Origin of the sequence: Gottfriedia sp. NPDC057991 (assembly GCF_042886615.1) — a bacterium.
Classification (GTDB): Bacteria; Bacillota; Bacilli; order Bacillales; family Bacillaceae_G; genus Gottfriedia.
Window position 1 is genome coordinate 64021 of the sequence record NZ_JBHVQN010000002.1, and the last position, 23692, is coordinate 87712.

A 23692-nucleotide genomic window follows, 5' to 3' on the forward strand; every position below is an offset into this window, starting at 1 on the left:
TGAATATGACGAAAAATCGTGAAAAGCGCATTGCTGAATTACAAGAAAGCTGGGAACTTGATTCTAGATGGAATGGTATTACAAGAACATACACTGCTGAAGATGTGATTAAGTTAAGAGGATCAATCGATATTGAACAAACATTAGCAAAAAAAGGTGCAGAAAAATTATGGAAGCTTTTAAATGAAGAAAGCTATGTTAATGCACTAGGAGCATTAACTGGAAATCAGGCAATTCAACAAGTAAAAGCAGGTTTGAAAGCTATATATTTAAGTGGTTGGCAAGTAGCTGCTGATGCAAATCTTTCTGGTCAAATGTATCCAGATCAAAGTTTATATCCAGCAAATTCTGTACCAGCAGTTGTAAAACGAATTAACCAGGCTTTCCAACGTGCAGATCAAATTCAATTTGTTGAAGGTGGAGAAGAAATCGACTACTTCGCACCGATTATGGCAGATGCAGAGGCTGGCTTCGGTGGACAATTAAATGTATTTGAATTAATGAAAAGTATGATCGAAGCGGGAGCGGCAGGTGTACATTTTGAAGATCAATTGTCTTCGGAGAAAAAATGTGGCCATTTAGGTGGGAAAGTATTATTACCAACACAAACGGCGGTTCGCAACTTAATCTCTGCTCGTTTAGCAGCGGATGTAATGGGAGTTCCAACCCTTATTGTTGCACGAACTGATGCAGATGCAGCAGATTTAATTACAAGTGATATTGATCCAGTCGACCAACAATTTATTACAGGTGAAAGAACACCTGAAGGTTTTTATCGTACGAAAGCAGGGTTAGATCAAGCAATTGCTCGTGGTCTTGCTTATGCACCGTATGCAGACTTAGTTTGGTGTGAGACGTCAGAGCCAAACTTAGAAGATGCTAAACGTTTTGCAGATGCTATTCATGCAAAATTCCCAGGAAAATTACTAGCTTATAACTGCTCACCTTCATTTAACTGGAAGAAGAAACTAGATGACGAAACAATCGAGACATTCCAACAACAAATTGCAGCAATGGGTTATAAATTCCAATTCGTTACCCTTGCTGGTTTCCATGCATTAAACTTTGGCATGTTTGAATTAGCTAGAAACTACAAAGATCGTGGAATGGGAGCATATTCAGAACTTCAACAAGCTGAATTTGCAAGTGAACAATATGGTTATACTGCAACAAGACACCAACGCGAAGTTGGAACAGGATATTTTGATCAAGTAGCTCAAATTATTACTGGAGGAACTTCTTCAACAACAGCTCTTAAAGGCTCTACTGAAGAACAACAATTTTCATCTAATTAATTAGTAAAAAACCACTTTTTTCAATTGTGAGATAGGTGGTTTTTCTATTGTTTTTTATCCTAAAATTTAGTAAACAATGACACTTTTGTTAAAGTATTTAAAAAATGATTTTACAAATAAAGATTTGTGATATTATTTCTCTAACATCAATGTTGCTACTATACTTCATGTTAAAAATTTTTTATCTGAACTTGTTAAACTTAATTGTTGGCCTTTAATTTTAATTATTTAATTAAGGAAGAGAGAGACTGTATTGAAGCCAACAAGATTTAACATTTCATAATACTAATAACAGAAGGAGTTGTAAGGATGAATCATGTGAAAGGACAAGTTAAAGTATTAAATGAGTACGAGATTAATAAGTCGACAATGGCAATCATCCCAGAATTTACGGTCGATTTAGTTGTGATTTCAAAGGTATATGAAACAGATGATAGTTTTTATGTTTTAATGAAACCGATTGAAATTATTGAAAGAAGCTGTGCTTATTTCGGGAGTAGTTACCGGGGTAGGCGTGAAGGAACTAAACAAATGATTTCCATCACTCATAAACCACCAATAGCGATCAGCTCAATGAATCAAATTTTCTTTTTCCCCACTTCATCTTCTTTAAAAGTAGAATGTTCTTGGATCTCCTACAATCATGTTGCTAATTTCAGAGGCGGTAAATATAATCGATCAGTTGTTGAATTTTTTAACGGTGTTGAACTTCCATTAGAAATATCTCGTGGTTCATTTGAAAACCAATTATACCGAACTGCACATTTAAGGGCTATTTATGAAGACCGGCTCAACCCTGAAAATACCCAACAAAAAACTTACAAATTAATCCCTGATAACGAAATTACTTCATATATAAAAGGAATATCAATACACGAAAAATAAAAGTGTAAGATTAAACTTTTGACTACTTAACATTTAGTGAAGTAGTTTTTTTATGGGGATTATTTGAACAAGTGTGTAGAAGAAAAGATTATTGAGAAATTCCGAAATTTAGTCCTTTTAATTCTTAATAAGAAGGCTCTGTTAAAGTAGATTGTTGATTTCTTATTCAACAAAAGAATGATTAGTTGAATAAAGATAATTGTAAAATGATGTAAAAATAGGCAAAATAAATGGTAATACAGTCTTCTGTGGTAAGAAGAAATAAGGAGATGACAATATGTCAGAAGATGAATTATTCTCAAATAAGGCATCTAATGTTTATGAAATATATTCAAAGATCCTCGATTTATTGAAAGAAATAGGTGCATTTGAAATTGAGTTTAAAAAGACTTCTATTCATCTTTTGAATAAATCTTCCTTTGGAGGAGTTCATCCAAAAAAGAAATGGTTAGATTTTAATTTAGTAACAAACCATCAAATTGAACACGAAAAGATTACTAAAATTGAACAAGTTTCCAAAAACCGATTTCACAATAATTTTAGATTCCATAGTGTAGACGAGCTAGATCAAGAGTTTTTAGTTCTTTTAAAAGAATCATATCAATTGATGTGTTAGTTAGAGAAAGGATATTTATTACCAATGAATATCAGTTTCTTAGGATTTATATCTGGTCTAATATTTGGTCTATATCTGTAACATTAATGCTCCCGACGAAATTTGAAGATAAGCTCATTGCTATGATCGGTTTTCATTTATTGATCGTTTTACAATTGGTTTCTTAATATCAATAACTGTTCTTCCAATGTATGGTTGGACAAAAGGAATTTTGTTAGGGGTGTTAATTAGCCTCCCAGACGCACTGATTACAAAATCCTATATACTAATAATTGGCTTAGGAGTAATCGGAGGAGCTATTATTATTGGAGGTTTTATTGGCAAAGGTTGTTGGAAGGGTCGTTTCGGTAATCTAAATTTAACTTACGCAGTGCTTTATTAGAACAACTCGATCGGCTGAATAGTCGATTTATAAAATGTGATATGAGTGTAATAAAACCACTAGCAGAGCGTACTTTCTTTTTACCAGAAAAAACTTAAACTTATCCTTGGGTAAAAATGTGGGATTATAGTGAAAAAAGCTTATTAAGAAACATGCACTAGAAAAAATATAAATCATATATAGGAGATATCCCGTTTGAATACTAGAGGAGGATATTATGAAACCTATATTACCTAGTGAAAAATATTTCGGTAATTTAGAACTAGTTTATGAATTTTATGGGGCTATGCCTACAGGTGTTACTGTTACAGAAACCGGTCGTATTTTTATTTGCTTTCCGAAATGGGGAGACGATGTTAAATTTACAGTGGGGGAAATTGTTGGCGATAAATTGCAGCCTTATCCTAATTTACAAACCAATTTGGTTAACCCCGAGAATATCACAATGACTTTCATCAGCGTCCAAAGTGTAGTTGCTGATGGAAGGGGAACGCTTTGGATATTAGATACAGCGGCACCCAATTTTTCTGAACCTATTAAAGGGGGAGCAAAATTAGTCGCTGTTGATTTAGAAACTAATACAATAATAAAAGTATATACCTTTACAGAAGAGGTTGTCCTACCTACAACTTATCTGAATGATGTCCGTTTTGATTTTCGTGTTGGAAAAGCAGGTTATGCCTATATAACGGATTCTTCTTCAAGAGGACCAGGAGCTATTATCGTCGTAGATTTATCAAATGGAAACGCCTTTAGACGATTAAATGGGGCAAATTCAACTTCACCCGATCCCTATTTTTTACCGAAAGTAGAAGGTCAAATTTTAATGAATCGAAACAAAGACGGTTCAACTTCTCCATTTAGATTGGCGTCTGATAGTCTTGCAATTTCTCCCGATGGAAAGATATTATTTTTTGCTCCACTAACCAGTCGTCACTTGTTCTCGATTTCAACAGAAGCCCTGAGAGACAGAACGATATCGGACATGGATGTACCTTATCATGTGAAGTATTGGGGAGAAAAAGGTGCGTCTGATGGAATGATCACCGATGCAAAGGGAACTGTTTATGCTGGAGATTATGAAAACAACTGTATCCGTAAGATATTTCCAAATGGTATAATGGAAACTATTGTACATGATCCGAGAATTTTGTGGCCAGATACTTTTTCAATTGGTCCGGATCAATATTTGTATGTCATTGTGAATCAATTACATCGACAGCCTAGATTTCATTATGGAAAAGACTTACGACAGAAACCTTATAGTTTACTTCGTATCAAAATTAATGAATTCCCTTCTCCGACCTTTTCATAATAAAAATAGTCAATTAATTGGTTTCATTATATAGTGTAAAACAAACACGAGTAAGCAAGAAGTATTAACATTATTTACTTCTGCCAAATAAACTCAAAATACTTTAATAGGAACAGTTTATTTGGTGAGTGTTAAACTGTTCCTGGAAATTTTTTATAGTGTCGGTAAGTTCAATGCTGTATTGATATTATTTAAATCCAAACTGATCTGTTCGTTTGTATCCCAAGGATGGTACCATCCTTTTTCTGCCATATATGTGGATATTTGTTCATGCATATCAAGAGCTTCTACTAAATGGCGAGTGAGCATTTCTTTAATTTCCGGTGTTCCTGCCTCCGTAACTGCCATGGCATAATTTCTAATTCCACTTTTAGCTGAAATAAGTAGATCCATTGCAACCACTTGATCTGATAGTGCGTTCATGCCAGTTAAAGTTTCAATGATTGGATTCATGTTTATTCATCTCCTAATTTACTGCTTAGCGTTGGATAGGATAGAAGCATATTCTTGTAATTGTCTCGTAGATATATCAATGTCTTGCTGCATAATATCTTTTAATAGCTGATCTGTAACTAATGCTTTCATCGTTTTGGATTTAGTTAAACAAGTTGTCTTAAATGCAGCCATCTCATGGACCTCAAGAACTTCATGTAAGGCGTAGTTCATTTTTTATACCTCCTTCCTCAAGGTTTCAACAGGACTTTTATACAATTATCCATTTTTGTGTCAAAAATCTCATAGCCACGCTTTGCTTCACTAAGTGGAAGTACATGACTTACGACATCTCCTGGGTCAATTTTCCCGGTCGACACTAATTCAAACATATATGGCATATAATGAATCACAGGTGCTTGTCCAGATCGAATATTGACGTTTCGGTTCATAATATCTCCCATTGGGAATCCATTATATCTGCCACCGTAAACACCTGTAACTTGAATTGTCCCGCCTTTACGCACTGCTTGTGAAGCCATGATAAACGCACTGAATGCTCCACCTTGAAGTTTCATTCCGCTCGCCAGGAACTCTAAATCAGTCATTTTACCGTCCATTCCAACTGCATCAATGACAACATCAGCGCCGCCCTTCGTTATTTCTTTCAAATGCATTCCCACATTTTCAAAGTGTTCGAAATTTACAATTTCAACTTTGTTGGTACGTTTGGCATGTTGCAAACGATAGTCTACATAATCTACGGCAATGACACGCTTTGCTCCTTTTAGCCAACAAAATTTTTGAGCAAAAAGACCAACCGGACCACAGCCAAGAACAATAACTGTATCTCCACCCTTTACGCCTGCATTGTCAACACTCCAAAAACCAGTAGTCATCGCATCGGCAATAACTGCTAACTTTTCATCTGGTTCTTCACAAGTCTCTGGAATTTTGAAATGAGTAAAGTTGGCAAATGGCACTCTTAAATATTCGGCTTGCCCACCTGGATAGCCACCCGTATTACCAGAATATCCAAAATAGGCACCCATATCACCATTATCATTAGAATTATCACATTGACTTTCCAAATTTGTTTTACAGTAATGGCATTCACCGCATGCTATATTAAAGGGGATAATTACTCGATCTCCCTTTTTTAGCTTAGTCACACCTGGACCTACTTCTTCTACGATTCCCATTGGTTCATGGCCAATAATATAGTTTTCCTGCAGGTTAGGAATCATGCCATGAATTAGATGAAGATCAGACCCACAAATAGCTGTACTCGTTACTTTAATAATCATGTCATCTGGTTTTTCAATCTTTGGATCTGGAACTTCTTTGACTTCAACATTTTTAATACCTTGATACGTTACTGCCTTCATGCTATACAGCCTCCAGTGTTAATGTTCATCAGGTGTCCGGTCAAACATACCTTTTCTATTGTTATCAACAGGAAATAGATTCATTTTGCCAATCATCAATGTATTGTTAGCAGAGAGTTGGTCTAATTGATATTGTTCACTTAGTTCGTATGGATGGAACCATTTTTTACTAATCATTAGTTCTGTAATTTCTTGGTGCATGGCAATTCCTTGCATCAAATGGTTTCGTAAGAGCGTTCTAACATCAGGTGATGCTGACTCCGTTAATGCGACCGCAATATTGCGAACACCTTCTTTAGCACGAAGAAGTAAATCCATCGCAAATGTGGTATCTGCTAGCTCTGGTACGTGTAACGAGTTTATAGGGTCTAAATAGTCATGGTTCAATGCATTTGACTCCTTTTCAATTAATTATTGGCGTTGGCCGGTTTTGAGGAACTGGAGCTTCAAAAGGTGCACGTTGATAAATTGCCTGTAATTCTCCAAGCGCTTGCATAGATTGTTCAACATCTTTTTGCATTAATGCTCTCAAATCATCATCAAATACCAGTCCTTGCATTAGTTTTGATTTCGCTAAGCAAAGGGTTTTGAAATTAATAACTTCATGTAGATCCAATGATTCATGATCGGCTAATTTTTGAATATCCATTTTGGTCCCCTCCTATTTGTCTAACTATACAAATACATAGGTATTGTTCCAAATATACAATGAATCATTCTTTAATAGTTTTTTTAAGAGGGTAATTGATAGCAAATTTAGATGACAAAATAACGTATCATTTGTAATAAATAGTTCCTTATCCTTATTTAACTAACGAGAGCGTTAGTTGAACAAGATCACGAGTCGCTATCGCGGCTTTATTTAATGGAGTAACTGGCAGATTAGTTGAATTAGAAATGATAAAATATATGTAGTTAAAATTACTAATAGTAGGTGGAGAATAATGTTAAAGAGAAACAAAGGAAAGATTAACGAAATAATATACAATAGTACTGCCTACTATAAAGGGAAGTACCGATACTATCCGACCATAACGGATTTAAATTGTATATTAGATAAAATCATTAGTTCTGATTCAACTACTGATTACATTAGAATTACGCCATTCTATATAAATGAACAATTGAATATGCAAATTGAATTCGGAGAATATATGTTTTATTTAGAATGTCTTGATTCAGTAGATAAACAGAGAGCACTTACTGATTTGAGGCTAGGTGCAATATTATATCCATTATGTAGAAAAAACGATGTAAATTCTTATAAAAATGCACTTGAGAAATATAAAGATTTAAAAGAAATTCTGCCCAAAATGATGGTCATTGCAAAATTAGAAATGGTATTAAAAGAAGAAGATATAGCATTTGGATATTTTTGTTTTGAAATTCAGCATATGCACGAAAATGTGCAATTAATGAAAGGTCTTATAACAAACCCACTCCATACCTTTAGATGTGTTTATGAGTAATTGGCTATATGGTTGAAACATTGGCTTCATTGCCTTCAATCGTAGTATAAAGGGCCATTTTATTAAAAAAGGATATACTTTTATCAATTAAAATAGAGTTAAAGAAATTAACTAAATATAGCCACAAGCAGGTGTACAAAATTGGATATCAAACATTTACAATATTTTATTGAGGTGTCTAAATTTAATAGTTTTTCCCGAGCAGCAGACCATTTATTTATCACTCAACCGACAATTAGTAAAATGATTAAGAACCTTGAGACAGAGTTAGGAGTTGCTTTAATTGATCGCTCTAGTAAGCAATTAACATTGACCGATGCAGGGGAAATTATATTAGAGCAAGCAACATTAATTGACAAAGCATTTAATAATTTAAAAACGGAATTGGACAATCTTACAGGATTAAAAAAGGGACATATTCGTATTGGGTTGCCACCAATTTTTAATGCTCATTTTTTTCTAAAGATTGTTGGGAATTTTCATGAAAAGTATCCAGGGATTACGTTTCAATTAGTAGAAGATGGTTCAAAGAAAATAGAAGAAGATGTAGGCAACAAGTTACTTGATGTTGGTATCATTGTTCTTCCTACTAAAAATGACATTTTCGACCATTATTCTTTTATGGAAGAGGACCTAAAGCTTATCCTTCACCCATCACACCCATTAGCAATAAGAGATGAAGTTGAATTATCAGAATTAGCTAATGAATCTTTTATCTTGTTTAATAAGGACTTTGTTTTAAATGATCGAATTATACTTTCTTGTAACAACGTAGGTTTTAATCCACACATAATATCTGAAAGTTCTCAGCAATCTTTTATTGAAGAAATGGTGGCTTCCAAACTTGGAATTTCACTTTTGCCTGAAAGTATTTGCAATAATTTAAACGAAAATGTTAAATCTGTTAAAGTAACTAATCCTTCAATTAGTTGGAACTTAGGAATTATTTGGGGGAATAATCAGTATTTCTCCTATGCTGCAAAAGAATGGTTGAAGTTCACGATCGAGCAACTCAAAAAAGGAATTTTAAAAAACTAATTTATATGACCTATACTTAAAAAGACGGTTCATTTTAATTGAACCGTCTTTTTTTCTAACTATTCAATTATTTACAAACGGCATAATTGAAAGCATTTACATAGATAAAAGTTATAATAATGATGAAAACTAACCATTTTACTTCCACTACATCCAGACGTAAACTTTGTATATGGAACAACAACCTTTAAATGATGTGGAAGGTATTTTTACATTTAGATTCCAAACATGAAAGGAAGTTAAAAATGGAAGCAAAAAAAGTGAAAGAGAGTCGTATTATTAATACCGCACAAGTATTATCATGCGATTTAAATAACTATAATACTCTGTTCGGTGGAGTTTTAATGAAAAAGCTTGATGACGCGGCAACTCTATCTGCCCGTAGACATTCTCGTGTAAAGGAATGCGTCACTGCTTCTACTGACCATATCGATTTCTTGTGCCCAATTCATCAAACTGACTCAGTCTGTGTCGAATCGTTTGTAACATATACAGGTAAAAGCTCAATGGAAATTTTTTGTAAAGTTATCGCAGAAGATATGATAAATGGTGAGCGACTAATTGCTGCTACTGCATTTCTGACTTTTGTAGCTTTAGATGAAAATAAACGACCAGTTGAAGTTCCAAGTATTATACCAGAGACAGAAGAAGAAAAATTCCTCTACAAAACAGGCAAAGAAAGAGCAGAAATGCGTAAATTAAGAAGACAAAAAAGTAAAGAATTAGCTGAGTATATTTCTTTAGATAAACCTTGGGACAAATAAGAGGAGGAACAATTAATGATTACTTTATCTAGTATAGATGAATTAAAAACCACTAAAGAAACCCTTGAAAAATTAAAATTTGAATACCCTAACCTTTTTGAAAAACTATTATATATGGTTAATCTTACTCGTGCATTTCAATTTAAATACCATTTTCTAGGATGTTTAATTATGGATGAAGATCCAAGTCAATATACGCCAAAATTCGTGGAAGATTCAGTTCTAAAATTGTATAAAAAAGAATTAAAAAACTTATTAAATGATCCTAATTTCCAAGAATTGAAACGTACTTTTTCTGAAAATAAAAATACAGGTTACTCAAAAATTAGCCTTTTAGCACTGGATATGAAACCTGAATCATTATTAGGTTCTTCCAGCATTAAATAAATTTAGACTTCTAAGCTTTTACTATACAACTATTATGTTGTATTTTAAAATAAATTTTGCATCTCTCCTATTTAAAGAAGTAGGAATCATTTTCATGATTTTTGCTTCTTTTTTTTTGCTTTAATAATATGAAAATCGATTCAAGGCATCTTTGACTTACCTTCTTTACTATCTTAAGTTTAAAAATGGACTTTATAGGCTTTTTTGAGTGTCACTATAAGGGGATAATATCATAAGGTAGTCTATTTTTTATTGCACTAATGGCATTCGCTTGTTATGCGGAATCCCTGTCCCAACCAGCCCAAAGCATGTTTCTATAAGTAGGGGGTGAACTGTTTAGTTGACGGGGTCTAAGCCCCACGCAAGCTTCGTTCTGCCCCGACTACTTTAATCATAAAACCATATAAAAAATGGTCAACCAGAAATTTAACTGGTTGACCTTATAATACGAACGCGTGCTTTAGTTGAAGAACGTGAGCCAATATTTTATTTGCATTTTTTTGAAACTTCTTCTAAATTTTTCAAGAAATTACTTATTTATTTGACAACTTCAGTCTGGAAATCAAGCTTTTAGGACTTTGTAATACACGAAACTACTTTGCCACTCAATGAAGTAGTTTTTTATTTATTTAAAAACAGTTTATTAGAATTTCATTAAGCATCATTAGGAACAAATTAGTAAAAAAATATTTATAAGATCAACAGTCAAATTATTACAAAAAATACTAGAGAGAATCATTTATTATTATTGAATAAATAGTTATATGTGATAATGTTAACAGTAAGGATATCTATTTAGAAATATGGCTTAAGGAGAGATTCATATTTAAATGAACGTTTTTGACTTAAAGGCTTTTTTTACAGAAGAACATTTTTTACATCTCATTCAACAGTACAAAGACTATGGTCCATTAGTTGGAATATCAATCCCTTTTATTGAAGCAATCTGTCCAATTTTACCTTTAGTCATTTTTGTATTTGCTAATGCTGCAGCATTTGGGCCTTTATTAGGTTTTTTATATTCATGGATTGGTTCTTGCTTAGGTTCCATTTTACTATTCTATGTTGTTAGAAAATTTGGTCAGAAACGATTTTTTTCATTTGTAAGTAAGCATAAGAAAGTAGAATCATCAATAGGGTGGATTGAAAAAAGGGGATTTGGCCCAATTTTTATTATGTTTGCATTTCCGTTTTCACCATCTTTTTTAATAAATATTGTAGCTGGTTTGTCACGCATTAAAATATCGCAATTTCTAATCGCATTAGTACTTGGGAAGTTTACTATGATTGCGATGATTAGTTATTTAGGGAAAGATTTAACTTCAGTGTTTCAAAACCCAATTAAAGCATTGTACATAGGAATTTTTATATTCGTATTATGGATTGTTGGAAAAGTGATTGAGAAACGTATGGACATCAAAGAAAATACAACAGAGAAAAAGAGTGCGCCTCAATCATCTGATGAGCAATAAAGCATTATTACTCAAAAGGGAGAGAGCAACTTTATGCTAAGAAAAGAAGTATTTGACTGGGGAAAAGCGATCATTATTGGGATTGCAATTGCTTTTATTGTAAGAACGTTCTTATTTTCTACATATGTAGTTGATGGGGAATCTATGATGCCAACATTAAAGGATGGAAACTTACTAGTTATAAATAAATTTGGATATGAAATTGGTGATATTAACAGATTTGACGTAATTGTATTTCATGCAAATAAGAAAGAAGATTATGTTAAGCGTGTGATTGGTTTACCTGGAGATTCAATTGAATATAAAGATGATCAGCTTTATGTTAACGATAAAAAATGGAATGAACCATATTTAAATGATTACAAGAGTTCTTTAAAAGGAACAGCTTTTACACCTGATTTTAATTTAAACGAAGTTACAGGTAAAACGAAAGTTCCACCAGGTTATGTTTTTGTTGAAGGGGACAATCGACCAAAAAGTTATGACAGTCGTTTGTTTGGATTTGTAAAAATTGATAAAATTGTAGGGAAGGTCGACCTACTTTATTGGCCACTTTCAAGTTTGAATACGAATTTTAACAAATAAGCTCCTTATGGGGGCTTTTCTTATTAATTAAACATTTAAACACTGTTAGATTGTAATATAAAACGAGTCCGTGAAGTGAAAAACAACAAAACACTTATTACCAAAAACAATATTCTAATACATTAAGGAGGGAGTTAGTTTATGTCGTTTCAATTTATATTAGGACGTGCAGGAAGTGGAAAAACGCATTATATTTTAAATGAAATTACAGATAGATTAAAGAATGAAGCAAAAAACATCATCTTTATTGTACCTGATCAAATGACCTTTCAGATGGAATATGAATTAGTTAGAAGGCAGGAAAAGAAGGCAATTATTAATTCCCAAGTTTTTAGTTTTACTCGATTAGCTTGGAAGGTTTTACAAGAAACGGGTGGAATCAGTCGGATTCATATTGGTGAAATTGGGATTTCTATGATTCTTCGAAAGATTATTGAAGAAAAGAAAGAAGAATTGAAAGTATTTCATCACGTTGCTGATCGACAAGGATTTTATAAGGAACTAACAGGTCTTATTGCTGAGTTTAAAGGTTTTCAAGTTTCTTCAGATGAATTATCTTCCGTTATTTTACAAATGGAGCAAAATTCATCAAAGGATCATATCTTTATCCAACAAAAGATAAATGATATTCAAATAGTGTTTGATGCTTTTAATACATATATGAAAGATAAGTATCTTGATTCGGAAGACTATTTAAATTTGTTGATTCAAGAATTACCTAAAAGTGATTATATAAAAGACAGTATTATTTATATAGATGGATATTATGACTTGGCACCTCAAGAGCGAAATGTAGTTGAGGAGCTAATAAGATACTGTAGTGAGGTGAATTTCTCTTTAACAATCGACCGACCATATGATGATTTTTTACCACATGAATTAAATCTATTTTATAAACCAGCGCTTCTATATCAACAAATTAAAGAGATTGCTTTAAATACAAAGCAAACAATAGAGCAACCTGCTATTTGTCATCATAACTTTAGAAATCAATCGAATGATTTGAAGTATTTCGAAACGAATTTTGATAACAGACCAGTTAAGCCTTCGTTTGAATCAGATGGAATTAAGATTATGTCGGCATCTAATCGTCGAGCTGAAGTTAATGGGATTGCGAAAGACATTATTAATAAGGTACGTGATCAAGGATACCGATATCGTGATATAGCAATTTTCTTAAGAAATGGAGATTCATATTCACATTTGATTTCAACTATTTTTCATGCGTATGAAATACCCATTTTCATAGAAGAAAAGCGTTCAATGCTAACGCATCCATTATTTACGTTTTTACAAGCTACTTTCGATATCATTCAAAAAAATTGGAGATATGAATCAGTTTTCAATGCATATAAAACGGAATTAGTTTACCCATTTGAAAGTAATCGTGATCAGAATCGTGAACAGCTTGAGTTATTTGAGAATTATTGTATAGCGTATGGAAAGCAAGGGAAAAGGTGGACGATTGAAGAGCCATGGAAGTATCGAAAGTATCGCTCAACTGATGGTATTGATAGAGGGATAACAAACGAAGAGTTAGAATTCGAGGCATTAATCAATTCAGTAAGAGATTTATTAGTAAAGCCAATTCTTACATTCCAAAGCAATCTAAAGCAAGCAAAAAATGCGAGAGAAATGTGTGTAGCATTATATGAATTTGTTGAATCACTGGATATTTCAAGGAAGCTCCAACGTTTAAAGGATGATGCTGAAAATCGATCCAATTTAATTGAAAGCAAAGATCATGAGCAAGTTTGGAAAGGGTTTATTCAACTTTTAGATGAATGCGTTGAATTAATTGGAGAAGAAAAGCTTTCACGTAAAACATTTTTTGAAATTCTTCAAACTGGTTTTCAATCACTTCAATTTGCGAATGTTCCTGCATCATTAGATCAAGTAAACATAGCTGATTTTGATCATTCGAGATTACAAAATGTAAAGTGTGCTTATATCATTGGTGTAACTGAAGGCGTTATTCCAAGGAAGGCTAATGAAGACGGTTTATTAGGTGATACTGCCCGAGAGTTTTTACAATCATTTGGAGTGGAAGTAGCACCAACAAGTAAGCACCAATTATTTGTAGAAAATTTTAATATCTATACTGGAATTAACCGAGCAAGTCATGAGTTAATTATTAGTTATCCGTTAGCAAGTGATGATGGGAAAAGTCTTGCCCCATCAAGTCTCATCCAAAGGATAAAATCGATTTTTCCAAATATACAACAACGATTTGAAAGTGGAGACTTAACATTTAGTTCCGTAGAAGAACAGCTAACATCTATTACAAATTATGGTACAGCATTAACGAATTTAGTGTCTCAGCTTCAAGTTTGGTCGACTAGGGAAACTGAAACGAATATGGATTTATGGTGGGTGCTATATAATGTTTTACGAGAAAATCCTGATTCAAAAGATAAACTGTATAAAGTGATAAGTAGCGTAATGTATAACAATATTGCGAAAGATCTTGGAGAAGATTTAAGTACAGAATTATATGGGGAAGAATTGAGTGGATCGGTATCACGAATTGAGCTTTTCCATCAATGCGCATATGCCCATTTTGCACGTTATGGACTAAAGCTACAAGAACGTGAAATCTATAAGTTTGAATCATTTGATATGGGTCAATTATTCCATAGTGCTTTAACAATTATTGGAGAGAATCTTTTACAGGCAGGGAAAAGCTGGAGTAGTTTAACGAATTCAGAATGTGATGAATTAGCAGCAAAAGTAGTAGATGAAATCTCTCCAAAGTTTCAACGTGAGATTTTACTAAGTACGAATCGATATATGTTTTTAAAGAAAAAAATGAAGGATGTTATTGCTAAAGTATCCTCAATTTTAAGTCAACAAGAACATGCAGGTAAATTCGTCCCTGTTGCTTTAGAAGTACCATTTGGTATGGGTAAACAGTTGAATTCTTATGAACTTCCGATTGATGGAAAGAGAAGAATGGTATTAAATGGCCGAATTGACCGAATTGATAAAGCAACAAGTGAAAAAGGCGATTACTTACGAATTTTGGATTATAAATCAACGAAAAAGGAATTAAAGTTATCAGATGTTTACTATGGACTTGCTTTACAGTTATTAACTTATTTAGATATAGCTGTAGCAAATTCAACAACTTTACTTGGAAAACACGCCGACCCGGCTGGTATTCTTTATTTCCATGTTCAAAATCCGATTGTTAAAGTTAAAAATAATATCGAATTCGATGAAATTCAGGATGAAATCTTTAAAAAGTTTAAAATGAATGGATTACTATTAGAAGATCGTGAAAGTAATACGTTAATGGATGAAGCATTAATTCAAGACGGAAGCTCTTCAAAAATTGTGCCAATTAGGCTTAAAAAAACCGGAGAGTACATGGCAAAATATTCAAAAACGGTAAAGCCTGAACAATACCCAATGATGACGAATTATATAAAGCAAAAATTTACTGAAGCTGGTCAGCAAATATACAACGGTTTTGTAGAAGCAAATCCATATCAGCAAAAGGATAAAATACCATGTACATATTGCTCGTACCAATCAGTATGTCAATTTGATGCAAATGTAAAAGGAAATGAATATCGTGTTCTACCTCCTTTAGAAGATATCGAAGCATTGCAAAAAATGATAGAGGTGGTGAATAAAGATGAGTAAAGAAGAAAATAACGCAAGTAAAACAACATGGACTGTCGACCAGCAAAAAGCGATCGATTTTGAAGGGTCAGATATTCTTGTAGCCGCTGCCGCTGGTTCTGGAAAGACGGCTGTTCTTGTTGAACGAATTATTCAAAAAATCATTCGCGATGAAAATCCAATAAATGTTGATGAATTACTAGTTGTTACTTTTACAAAAGCAAGTGCCCAGGAAATGAAAGAAAGGATAGGGATTGCATTAGAGAAACAACTTGTAAATAATCCTGAATCTGATCATTTAAGGAAACAAGCTTCTTTGTTAAATAAAGCTTCAATCTCAACTATTCACTCTTTTTGTACTGAGGTCATTCGATCAAATTACTATATGGTAGAACTAGATCCGAACTTCCGTACTGCAGAAGAAATTGAGATTCAATTACTGATGGATGAAGTGTTAGAAGAGTTGATGGAGTCAGAATACAGTGATGAATCTAATATAGTCTTCTTTGATTTAGTTGATCGATATACTAGCGATCGAGATGATAATGATTTACCAAAATTAATATTAAAGCTATATCGTCATGCAATTTCTAACCCAAACCCAAGTGAGTTTTTAAATGCGTTCATTCATCAATATAATGTAGTGGGTAAACCAGTTGATGAGATTCCTTTTATTCAAGAGCTTAAGAAATTTATTCAAAATGATATGATTGCTTGTATAAACACTTATAAACAAGCATTAGAAATAATAGAAAGTCCTGATGGCCCAATTAAGTATGCTGATGTGTTTAAAGAGGAATATTGTAATTTAGAATGTTTATTCCATGCTTCAGAAAAATCATGGGAAGAAATTAATGTTGGTCTACAAAAAATAGGATTTAATCGATTGCCAACGATTAAAAAGACAGAGGGAGATCAACAGAAAAAGGAATTAGTAGCGAATTTCCGTAAAGATGTTAAAAAGAAGATTGATGATATAAGAGATAAGTATTTTAGTCGAAGTATTGACCTTCAATTAAAACAAATAAGTGAATTAAAGCCTTTAGTTGAAAAGTTAATTGAACTTGTTAATCGTTTTATCGTGTTATTTAAACAAGCAAAATTAGAAGATGGAATTTTAGATTTCAATGATTTAGAACATTATGCACTTGAAATTTTAAAGGAAAAAAACGAAGAAGATTTATTACCTTCGTCAGTTGCGAGAGTTTACCAAGAAAAGTTTAGTGAAGTGTTAGTTGATGAATACCAAGATACGAACTATGTACAAGAATCGATTTTAAGATTAATCACAAAAGGCACGGGAGCTTCTGGTAATCTTTTTATGGTTGGAGACGTTAAGCAATCAATCTATCGCTTTCGATTAGCAGAACCACAGCTATTTATAAATAAATACAATTTATATGAAAAAGAGAAAAATGAAAGAACTGGCTTGAGAATCGATTTATCTAAAAACTTTAGAAGTAGAGCGGAAGTATTAGATGCAACCAATTTTATTTTTCAACAAATCATGGGAAGAGAAATTGGTGGAATTGAGTATGATGAAGATGCGATGTTAAAGCTAGGTGCGAGCTATCCTGAATACTCAGATTGCGCTGCTGAATTAATCTTACTAACGAATTCGGATGAAGATGAAAATGAGCCTGGGTACAGTGAACAAGAAGATGATGATCTTGTTGAAGAAAAGCTTGAACAAATAGAGGCAAGGTACGTAGCGAGAAGAATAAAGGATTTAGTTGAAAGTGAATATTTAGTAACGGAAAAGTCTGGAGAAATGAGACCAGTAAAATATAATGATATTGCTATTTTAGGTCGTTCATTATCGAATGCTGATTTGTATATAGAAGAATGCAAAGCGTTAGGTATACCGCTATATGCTGAGAAATCAAAGGACTTATTTCAAACAATTGAAGTTGCCGTCTTTTTAAATTTATTAAAGCTAATCGATAATACGATTCAAGATATTCCGCTTGCATCTGTCTTACGTTCTCCAATTGTAGGTCTTTCGGAACCGGAATTAACGATGATTAGACTAAATCATAAAAATGGATCCTTTTATGATGCATGCCAAGATTATCTAAATAATTATGAAAACCGTCATAAACAACTTTCAATTAAATTAGTAAATTTCTTTGCACAAATAAAGGAATGGAAACGACTCGTTAAAAGGGAGACACTTTCGATCTTTATTTGGAAGGTATTAAAGGAATCTACATACTATGACTTTGTCGGAGGCTTACCAGGCGGTAAACAAAGGCAAGCAAATTTAATTACGATATTTGATCGTGCTAAAGCATTAGAAGAATCAAATTATAGAAGTCTATTTCAGTTTTTAAGATTTTTAGATCGTATGCAAGAAAGAGATGAAAAGCTAGATGAGGTTCGTATTTTAAGTGATCAAGAAAATGTCGTACAAATGATGACAATCCATAAAAGTAAGGGATTAGAGTTTCCTGTCGTGTTTGTCGTGAATACTTCTAAGCAATTTAATATGCAGGATTTAAGGGCAAAATTCATTTTACAAAAGGAATTAGGTCTAGGTATGAATTTTGTACATCCTGCGTATCGTACGACTAATTCAACTCTTTTGAAGGAAACAATCAAGCGCAAGGAACAAGAAGAGTTAATTTCGGAGGAGTTACGAATTCTTTATGTTGCATTAACTCGTGCAAGAGAAAAGCTTATTTTAGTAGGTAAAGTAAATGATGCACAAAAAAAGATTGAAAGTTGGAAGGAAGTTGAAAACCATAAAGAGTGGCTTTTGCCATTAAACGTTATTAGTGGTGCTAAAAGTTATCTTGATTGGATTGGTCCTTCGATCATTCGTCACGATTCTAGTAATGCAATTAGACTCGAAGATGATTTGTGGCACACAAAAAATGAAATTCAGTTCTACCCATGTCGCTGGAATTATTCTATTGTAGATGCTTCTACAATTCAATCATTGGAAGCTGAGGAAGTAGAAAATAATAAAGTTGAAGTATTTCAAGCTTTTCAGTTAAAGGAACCGATACAAATTAATCATGATGAGCTCCATGAAAAACTAGAGAATCAATTAAACTGGCAATATCATCATAGTCAATCAACTCTATATCGACCAAAACAATCTGTTACAGAATTAAAAAGAAAAATGCAAGAGGAGGATCCATATAGTCAAAGTTTTACAGCGACTAAAACAAAAGATTTTCCACTTGAAAGACCGAAATTTATGTCAGAACAAAAAATGAACTCAGCTGAAAAAGGAACTGCTACCCATGCTGTTATGCAAAATTTAGATTATCAATTTGTTTCATCTCATGAAGGCATAATAAATCAGATAAATAGTATGGTTTTAAAAGAATTAATTACCCAAGAGCAAGGGGAAGCTGTAAATAGCTTGGAGATTTTTGAATTCTGTCAGTCAGATCTTGGTCAATTAGTGACAAATTCAAATCAAAATCTGCGCGAAGTACCTTTTAGTTATGGTGTTTCAACAAATGAAATTTATAAAGATTGGGAAGATGATGAGGAAGTCGTATTAATCCAAGGGATCATTGACTTACTTTTAATTGATGGCGACGAGGTTATCTTAATTGATTATAAAACCGATCGAACTGGTGCATTTGCAACAAGCGATGCCTTGAAGCAAGAAGCAATTAGAAGATATGGTGTTCAGCTCGATCTTTATTCAAAGGCAATTGAAGCGGGTATGGATAAAAAGGTTAAAGCTAAATATCTTTACTTTTTCGATGGTGGTCATATTGTAGAGTTATAGAAAAAAGCGATGCTGTTTGCATCGCTTTTCTTTTTAAATTATAGAGTTGCGATTTCATTTTGATCCACTAAATCGGCATCTACAGTATTAGTGGCACTTGCACCGCTTATTGTTGCTGGGATAAACCCAGTATTACCTGAACCTGATCCGAAATATGATTTTGTGTTTGTTTTTGGTGAGATATTATTAAGATCTCCTGTATTTATATTTCCTTCATTGCTTGTGATCACGATTGCACCAAGAAATGTTGGCATGAAGTATTCTCCTTTCTTATTCTGTTAATTTTGGTTCTGATGGTTCTTGTTTTCGTGCTGGCACTACAGGTACTGTAGGCACAGTTGGTACTACTGTGTGTACCGGAACTACAGGTGCTACTGGTACTACAGCGTGTGCCGTTACTGCTGGCGAAACTGCAAATGTAGGTTGAACAAGTACATCTGATTGAACTGGCTGCATTGGATGTGACATGAGTGGTTGCATTAACTGAGCAAAAGTAGGCTGTGTATGAACGCCCGGAGTTTGGTAGTGTAATGTAGGTGGTGTGGTAAAATGCCGTATTTGATGTACTCGTGATATCATAAAAGCATTATAAATTGAGCCAATAACGGAAGCGCTGGCTGAGCTTATACCATTATAATTAACTGAACCAACTTGGATTGTAGGGTTAAGATTCACTCGATTTAAATTCACGTTCGGAACATAAGGAAGATGTTTTGGCATTACTTTATAAAGAGGATAAGTTTCAAAAACATCTTTTCCTGGTTTAGCTAATACGTTTCCTTGTTCCTGTAGCGCGAGAGCATTTGACTCTGCATTCATTGATAATGCATCCCCAAACTGCAAAACGCTTGAAAATAGTACTGTATTTACATTGTAACTTTCTAAGGCGGCTAAACGAAATCTTGGATCGATTTTAAACATTAGCTTACAGATAAAGGTACAAAAGGTCCTACAATTAACGATTCTGGTGGTGTGTCAAATATAGAGGATAGTGAAATATTATGAGCATCTCCAATTATAAATAATGAAGATGATGAAATAGCCGTAAATTTTATTTCTTCTACTTGTAAATTACAATTTGTTACATTTAAATTCATCCTTTATTCTCCTTTCCGATATTATGAGGTAAGTTTTGTAAAAAGGCACTATAGGCAGTTCGAATATCTCTTAACATGTGTAAAACGACTTCTTCAGAATATCGTAGCGGATTATCAGCGAAGTTTGGTTTATTCTTATATAAATCAATATAGTAAGGAATCCTGATATCCATTTGATTTCGAATATCATCGATCATCATTTGACGATAATAATCATCTACTGCCACTCTAAGCTCTGTTTCTAATTGGAGAATGGTTTCTAGTGCTTCTTCCTTTAAATGGAAATGGATTCGGTCTTCTATATATGATTTCAAAGCTTTCATATGATTGTCAGGTTTAATATCAATTTGTTGGTTTTCCACTGTTAAATCATCGAATGTTGGGGCTTGAAGAGGATTCAGCCCGATTGTTAACGTACCATTTAAATTTTCTACTTTTAATTGGTCAAATTTATATTCGATTTTATCAATTTTTGTCTCAGGTCTTTGAGAAAGTTCAATAACAGTAACCTCAAGTTGAGCTATTTTAGCTTTTAATTCTTCAATTATTTGGGACTGCTCATATAGTAATTGCTCAATTTGAGTCTGTCTTATTTCAAGTTGATTCATAGAATTCCCTCGCTTTCAATTTGCTACAGGAATAAAATTATGTTTCTTGCGAAGTTTGAACGATTTGACCTGGTTCAGTAATTGGTGGTGCTGGTTCTAAATAATCTCCAGTATTATTCGTTACCGTTCTTGCATTTATATTTCCTGTTGTTCCAATTTGAAAAACAGATGAGTTTACGATCCCACCAGTTTTGAGCTGATTAATAATAATTGTTTGATGTATATATATATTCAAACGACACCCTCCTTTACATGTTGCCAACCATTGGTTGATCCACTTGATCTTGATCATATACGGTCGAAATACTTTTATTGTTATAAACTGTTACATTATCACCTGTATTAAACGAACCAGCACCGGCATAAGTTTGAGCATTACTTTTAGGTATGATATTATATGCGTCACCCACGTTAACTACAGCACTGCTACCGATACTGACAATATTTATTACTCCAACATAAGCAGGCATGACTGCACACCCTTTGTTCTTTTATGATTATGTATTATATGGCCATTTAACCTAAAACGTGATTGTAGACTATGTATTGTTAAGAAGTATTAATTTTTATAATAGGAAGAAAAGGGGGGAAGGGGAATAAAAAAGAGATGAGATCTCTTATTCTATAAAAAAAATACTAGCTGCAATTAGAATAAACTAATCGCAAGCTAGCTATTAGGCTCTCCTTTTAGAAGAGGTAAAGGTCGAGATCATATTCATGAGCCTGTCCAATTCCTGGCTACATAAAACTGTTTTCTTGTTCGTAAAGCCATATCGTCCCGCATAATATACCATTCGGGCCCGTTTTTTCTCTATAACATGAAGCAGCAATTTAGTCACCAACTTTGTTCAAGAATAGGGAATTATGTCTAGGTCTCACGATGTATGTAATGCTATTATACAAAATCATTTTCATATGAGAAGACATTCGCTAAAAGAAGTGTAAAACTTACAAAATACTACAATATTCATCTGCATTCCATCTTGGGATAGTGGAAATTGAAAGGTTTTTGTAGGATAAACTATACGAAGTGTCGAATTGTAAGGAGCTATAGATGATATTGAATTTATTTTCGACAGTAGATTACAATCCTAGATTAATATAATTTATGATTTTTAAAAATGAATATTTTGTCATGCATTTAATAACGATTAATAGGTATAAAATCATAGCTTATATTTTGAACAATTTGTGAATTTTTTAAAATCTTTTCCATTTCCATTTCATCTACATTTTTCCTTATTCAAGCACTTATGTTATGATTATTTAGAATATATATTTGGGAGGAAATGAAATGATTCACTTACATATTACATCGTGGGTAATCGCTATTATTTTAGCTTTAATTGTTGGGCATGGATACAAAAATGGTTGGAATGTAAAAGTTGCTCATATGATTTTACGTCTTTTATACTTCGTTATTTTAGGAACTGGACTGTATTTATTTATTCATATTTCTAATAAAGAAAATATGCCGTCTAATATGATGATGCTTTATAACGTAAAAATGACACTTGGTATTCTTATGTTAGGTGTGTTTGAATATTTCACAGTGTCTTCTAAGAAACACCGTAAAATGGTTGTTCCTGCAACTATTTTTACAGTATTTATTTTAGCTTTATTATATTTAGGATTTAGATTACCACAAGGTTTTCACTTCTTTGCTTAATAAAAAAACTGTCACAATTTTCTTGTGGCAGTTTTTTGTATTTATGAAAGCTGTGTTAATAGGTAGCGGTTACCTGTTGCTTTCGTAAGTTCAAATCGATGGTTTTGTTCTTCAGATGAAATCCTAAATTGGTGATATACTGAACAAACAAGTTCTCCATTATCAAATACGATGAAATTTACTCCTTCTGTAGGTGAACCTTCAGGTTGAAATGAAAGGAAGTTATGACAGTACAAGCAATCGTATAGGGAAAAACTATGTGTGTTTAGTAGGTAAGCTAAAGTGTAAAATGATTCATCGCTCAAATTTTTTAAGAGTGAATCGAAGCTATATAAAAGCTTTCTTTGAATACGAAGGATATCGCCATTTTGTAATTTTTTCTTTTTTGAATACTGAATAAGAAAATTACTATTTTTTAAAGAAGCAGGAACCCACTCTTTATTTATAGAAACTTCAAAATCTTCATCGATAAGATCCTCAAGTAAAAATGCCTCATCAGTTTCATCATCGAAAAAGACCCATTCATCATTTATTTCTTCAATTGCTCCAATAGTGAAAGCGCGAGGTTGCTTTTGAAATAATTGTGATCGGTGCTTAAATTGCATTAAGTAACCTCCAGTTACAAGCGTTCTGCTGTTCATTGTTTATTTACATAGGTTCAGGTGAAAAGTAGTGATTTGGACATTTTATTGAATCATAAAATTAAGTATCTAATAGAATCTTTTTTTCGTTCGAACCTTTTTTTGAATCTCGAATATTGTTTTAAATGAATTAAAAATTTTACTCTATTTTCCGACCGGTATTAGGATTTATAAATCATGCTAGCTGCGTTTATTTCGATTTTAATAAAGCTGCTACTTTTTTCATTTATTGACATAACTTAACTATTTTATAACTATGCAAAAATTTAAA

26 protein-coding genes are annotated in these 23692 nt (G+C 32.9%); 13 read left to right on the forward strand and 13 right to left on the reverse strand.

Going from position 1 to position 23692, the window contains the following annotated elements:
• Positions 1 to 5: 5 nt before the first annotated feature.
• The 4 genes from aceA to ACFVR2_RS08065 all read left to right on the forward strand — a co-directional run bounded on the left by aceA (position 6) and on the right by ACFVR2_RS08065 (position 4493).
• Entirely contained in the window at positions 6 to 1295 is a 1290-nt protein-coding gene (gene aceA, locus ACFVR2_RS08050; protein ID WP_387360585.1) for an isocitrate lyase, read from the forward strand.
• A gap of 309 nt (positions 1296 to 1604) precedes the next feature.
• Positions 1605 to 2180, forward strand: a complete 576-nt coding sequence (locus tag ACFVR2_RS08055; protein ID WP_098427758.1) for a competence protein ComK — start codon at positions 1605 to 1607, stop codon at positions 2178 to 2180.
• A gap of 277 nt (positions 2181 to 2457) precedes the next feature.
• Positions 2458 to 2796: a DUF5655 domain-containing protein gene (locus ACFVR2_RS08060; protein WP_387360587.1), complete on the forward strand. Its 339-nt coding sequence runs from the start codon at positions 2458 to 2460 to the stop codon at positions 2794 to 2796.
• A 599-nt stretch (positions 2797 to 3395) separates the two neighbouring features.
• Positions 3396 to 4493: an L-dopachrome tautomerase-related protein gene (locus tag ACFVR2_RS08065; RefSeq protein WP_387360589.1), complete on the forward strand. Its 1098-nt coding sequence runs from the start codon at positions 3396 to 3398 to the stop codon at positions 4491 to 4493.
• A gap of 153 nt (positions 4494 to 4646) precedes the next feature.
• On the opposite strand, the gene ACFVR2_RS08070 is transcribed toward ACFVR2_RS08065, so the two are convergent.
• The 5 genes from ACFVR2_RS08070 to ACFVR2_RS08090 are packed head-to-tail and all read right to left on the reverse strand — an operon-like array spanning position 4647 to position 6962.
• The gene (locus tag ACFVR2_RS08070) at positions 4647 to 4946 is read right to left on the reverse strand and encodes a spore coat protein (protein WP_387360591.1); all 300 of its coding nucleotides are present in this window, start codon (positions 4944 to 4946) and stop codon (positions 4647 to 4649) included.
• Positions 4947 to 4964: 18 nt separating this feature from the next.
• The gene (locus tag ACFVR2_RS08075; RefSeq protein WP_387360593.1) at positions 4965 to 5159 is read right to left on the reverse strand and encodes a hypothetical protein; all 195 of its coding nucleotides are present in this window, start codon (positions 5157 to 5159) and stop codon (positions 4965 to 4967) included.
• Positions 5160 to 5176: 17 nt separating this feature from the next.
• Positions 5177 to 6313, reverse strand: coding sequence for a zinc-dependent alcohol dehydrogenase (locus tag ACFVR2_RS08080; protein WP_387360595.1), 1137 nt, complete (start codon positions 6311 to 6313; stop codon positions 5177 to 5179).
• Positions 6314 to 6331: 18 nt separating this feature from the next.
• On the reverse strand, positions 6332 to 6700 hold the full coding sequence (locus ACFVR2_RS08085; RefSeq protein WP_387360597.1) for a spore coat protein: 369 nt from the start codon (positions 6698 to 6700) through the stop codon (positions 6332 to 6334).
• 16 nt (positions 6701 to 6716) lie between these two features.
• Positions 6717 to 6962 (reverse strand): spore gernimation protein GerQ, encoded by a 246-nt coding sequence (locus tag ACFVR2_RS08090; protein ID WP_335538550.1) that lies wholly within the window; start codon positions 6960 to 6962, stop codon positions 6717 to 6719.
• 295 nt (positions 6963 to 7257) lie between these two features.
• Between ACFVR2_RS08090 and ACFVR2_RS08095 the strand changes: the two genes are divergently transcribed.
• The 8 genes from ACFVR2_RS08095 to addA all read left to right on the forward strand — a co-directional run bounded on the left by ACFVR2_RS08095 (position 7258) and on the right by addA (position 19406).
• Positions 7258 to 7782, forward strand: a complete 525-nt coding sequence (locus ACFVR2_RS08095) for a hypothetical protein (protein WP_387360600.1) — start codon at positions 7258 to 7260, stop codon at positions 7780 to 7782.
• Between the two features lie 141 nt (positions 7783 to 7923).
• On the forward strand, positions 7924 to 8820 hold the full coding sequence (cidR, locus tag ACFVR2_RS08100; protein ID WP_387360602.1) for a cidABC operon transcriptional activator CidR: 897 nt from the start codon (positions 7924 to 7926) through the stop codon (positions 8818 to 8820).
• Positions 8821 to 9065: 245 nt separating this feature from the next.
• Positions 9066 to 9584, forward strand: coding sequence for an acyl-CoA thioesterase (locus ACFVR2_RS08105; RefSeq protein ID WP_107900124.1), 519 nt, complete (start codon positions 9066 to 9068; stop codon positions 9582 to 9584).
• Between the two features lie 15 nt (positions 9585 to 9599).
• The gene (locus ACFVR2_RS08110) at positions 9600 to 9971 is read left to right on the forward strand and encodes a hypothetical protein (protein ID WP_107900123.1); all 372 of its coding nucleotides are present in this window, start codon (positions 9600 to 9602) and stop codon (positions 9969 to 9971) included.
• An 830-nt stretch (positions 9972 to 10801) separates the two neighbouring features.
• Positions 10802 to 11443, forward strand: a complete 642-nt coding sequence (locus ACFVR2_RS08115; RefSeq protein ID WP_387360605.1) for a TVP38/TMEM64 family protein — start codon at positions 10802 to 10804, stop codon at positions 11441 to 11443.
• A 33-nt stretch (positions 11444 to 11476) separates the two neighbouring features.
• The gene (lepB, locus tag ACFVR2_RS08120; RefSeq protein WP_335407548.1) at positions 11477 to 12028 is read left to right on the forward strand and encodes a signal peptidase I; all 552 of its coding nucleotides are present in this window, start codon (positions 11477 to 11479) and stop codon (positions 12026 to 12028) included.
• 141 nt (positions 12029 to 12169) lie between these two features.
• Positions 12170 to 15676: a helicase-exonuclease AddAB subunit AddB gene (gene addB, locus ACFVR2_RS08125; RefSeq protein WP_387360607.1), complete on the forward strand. Its 3507-nt coding sequence runs from the start codon at positions 12170 to 12172 to the stop codon at positions 15674 to 15676.
• Positions 15669 to 19406 carry a helicase-exonuclease AddAB subunit AddA gene (gene addA, locus ACFVR2_RS08130; RefSeq protein WP_387360609.1) on the forward strand — a complete coding sequence of 1246 codons (3738 nt, stop codon included), beginning with the start codon at positions 15669 to 15671 and terminating at the stop codon, positions 19404 to 19406. Before addB ends, addA begins: the two co-directional genes overlap by 8 nt.
• A gap of 38 nt (positions 19407 to 19444) precedes the next feature.
• On the opposite strand, the gene ACFVR2_RS08135 is transcribed toward addA, so the two are convergent.
• The 7 genes from ACFVR2_RS08135 to ACFVR2_RS08165 all read right to left on the reverse strand — a co-directional run bounded on the left by ACFVR2_RS08135 (position 19445) and on the right by ACFVR2_RS08165 (position 21941).
• On the reverse strand, positions 19445 to 19660 hold the full coding sequence (locus ACFVR2_RS08135; RefSeq protein WP_335407552.1) for a spore germination protein: 216 nt from the start codon (positions 19658 to 19660) through the stop codon (positions 19445 to 19447).
• A 16-nt stretch (positions 19661 to 19676) separates the two neighbouring features.
• Positions 19677 to 20327, reverse strand: a complete 651-nt coding sequence (locus ACFVR2_RS08140) for a spore germination protein GerPE (RefSeq protein WP_387360611.1) — start codon at positions 20325 to 20327, stop codon at positions 19677 to 19679.
• Positions 20327 to 20503 carry a hypothetical protein gene (locus ACFVR2_RS08145; protein ID WP_056473579.1) on the reverse strand — a complete coding sequence of 59 codons (177 nt, stop codon included), beginning with the start codon at positions 20501 to 20503 and terminating at the stop codon, positions 20327 to 20329. Before ACFVR2_RS08145 ends, ACFVR2_RS08140 begins: the two co-directional genes overlap by 1 nt.
• Complete coding sequence (gerPC, locus tag ACFVR2_RS08150) at positions 20500 to 21111, reverse strand: spore germination protein GerPC (protein WP_387360613.1); 612 nt, start codon at positions 21109 to 21111, stop codon at positions 20500 to 20502. The genes ACFVR2_RS08145 and gerPC overlap by 4 nt, the downstream gene beginning before the upstream one ends.
• 37 nt (positions 21112 to 21148) lie before the next feature.
• Entirely contained in the window at positions 21149 to 21346 is a 198-nt protein-coding gene (locus tag ACFVR2_RS08155; RefSeq protein ID WP_098844317.1) for a spore germination protein GerPB, read from the reverse strand.
• Positions 21347 to 21359: 13 nt separating this feature from the next.
• Complete coding sequence (locus ACFVR2_RS08160) at positions 21360 to 21581, reverse strand: spore germination protein (RefSeq protein WP_098427746.1); 222 nt, start codon at positions 21579 to 21581, stop codon at positions 21360 to 21362.
• Positions 21582 to 21785: 204 nt separating this feature from the next.
• Complete coding sequence (locus tag ACFVR2_RS08165) at positions 21786 to 21941, reverse strand: aspartyl-phosphate phosphatase Spo0E family protein (protein ID WP_088012099.1); 156 nt, start codon at positions 21939 to 21941, stop codon at positions 21786 to 21788.
• Between the two features lie 464 nt (positions 21942 to 22405).
• Here ACFVR2_RS08165 and ACFVR2_RS08170 point away from each other — a divergent pair, with 464 nt between their 5' ends.
• Positions 22406 to 22780, forward strand: coding sequence for a DUF1516 family protein (locus ACFVR2_RS08170; protein ID WP_098427745.1), 375 nt, complete (start codon positions 22406 to 22408; stop codon positions 22778 to 22780).
• Positions 22781 to 22821: 41 nt separating this feature from the next.
• Here the strand turns inward: ACFVR2_RS08170 and ACFVR2_RS08175 are convergent, their stop codons facing one another.
• A complete protein-coding gene (locus ACFVR2_RS08175) occupies positions 22822 to 23385 on the reverse strand; it encodes a DUF2777 family protein (RefSeq protein WP_387360616.1) in 564 nt (187 codons plus the stop codon).
• Positions 23386 to 23692: the final 307 nt, after the last annotated feature.

Bases quoted from the DNA above. Each gene is read 5' to 3' on its own strand.
- aceA (WP_387360585.1), top strand. From the start codon at position 6: ATGACGAAAAATCGTGAAAAGCGCATTGCTGAATTACAAGAAAGCTGG.
- ACFVR2_RS08055 (WP_098427758.1), top strand. From the start codon at position 1,605: ATGAATCATGTGAAAGGACAAGTTAAAGTATTAAATGAGTACGAGATT.
- ACFVR2_RS08060 (WP_387360587.1), top strand. From the start codon at position 2,458: ATGTCAGAAGATGAATTATTCTCAAATAAGGCATCTAATGTTTATGAA.
- ACFVR2_RS08065 (WP_387360589.1), top strand. From the start codon at position 3,396: ATGAAACCTATATTACCTAGTGAAAAATATTTCGGTAATTTAGAACTA.
- ACFVR2_RS08070 (WP_387360591.1), bottom strand. From the start codon at position 4,946: ATGAATCCAATCATTGAAACTTTAACTGGCATGAACGCACTATCAGAT.
- ACFVR2_RS08075 (WP_387360593.1), bottom strand. From the start codon at position 5,159: ATGAACTACGCCTTACATGAAGTTCTTGAGGTCCATGAGATGGCTGCA.
- ACFVR2_RS08080 (WP_387360595.1), bottom strand. From the start codon at position 6,313: ATGAAGGCAGTAACGTATCAAGGTATTAAAAATGTTGAAGTCAAAGAA.
- ACFVR2_RS08090 (WP_335538550.1), bottom strand. From the start codon at position 6,962: ATGGATATTCAAAAATTAGCCGATCATGAATCATTGGATCTACATGAA.
- ACFVR2_RS08095 (WP_387360600.1), top strand. From the start codon at position 7,258: ATGTTAAAGAGAAACAAAGGAAAGATTAACGAAATAATATACAATAGT.
- ACFVR2_RS08105 (WP_107900124.1), top strand. From the start codon at position 9,066: ATGGAAGCAAAAAAAGTGAAAGAGAGTCGTATTATTAATACCGCACAA.
- ACFVR2_RS08110 (WP_107900123.1), top strand. From the start codon at position 9,600: ATGATTACTTTATCTAGTATAGATGAATTAAAAACCACTAAAGAAACC.
- ACFVR2_RS08115 (WP_387360605.1), top strand. From the start codon at position 10,802: ATGAACGTTTTTGACTTAAAGGCTTTTTTTACAGAAGAACATTTTTTA.
- lepB (WP_335407548.1), top strand. From the start codon at position 11,477: ATGCTAAGAAAAGAAGTATTTGACTGGGGAAAAGCGATCATTATTGGG.
- addB (WP_387360607.1), top strand. From the start codon at position 12,170: ATGTCGTTTCAATTTATATTAGGACGTGCAGGAAGTGGAAAAACGCAT.
- addA (WP_387360609.1), top strand. From the start codon at position 15,669: ATGAGTAAAGAAGAAAATAACGCAAGTAAAACAACATGGACTGTCGAC.
- ACFVR2_RS08135 (WP_335407552.1), bottom strand. From the start codon at position 19,660: ATGCCAACATTTCTTGGTGCAATCGTGATCACAAGCAATGAAGGAAAT.
- ACFVR2_RS08140 (WP_387360611.1), bottom strand. From the start codon at position 20,327: ATGTTTAAAATCGATCCAAGATTTCGTTTAGCCGCCTTAGAAAGTTAC.
- ACFVR2_RS08145 (WP_056473579.1), bottom strand. From the start codon at position 20,503: ATGAATTTAAATGTAACAAATTGTAATTTACAAGTAGAAGAAATAAAA.
- gerPC (WP_387360613.1), bottom strand. From the start codon at position 21,111: ATGAATCAACTTGAAATAAGACAGACTCAAATTGAGCAATTACTATAT.
- ACFVR2_RS08160 (WP_098427746.1), bottom strand. From the start codon at position 21,581: ATGCCTGCTTATGTTGGAGTAATAAATATTGTCAGTATCGGTAGCAGT.
- ACFVR2_RS08170 (WP_098427745.1), top strand. From the start codon at position 22,406: ATGATTCACTTACATATTACATCGTGGGTAATCGCTATTATTTTAGCT.
- ACFVR2_RS08175 (WP_387360616.1), bottom strand. From the start codon at position 23,385: ATGCAATTTAAGCACCGATCACAATTATTTCAAAAGCAACCTCGCGCT.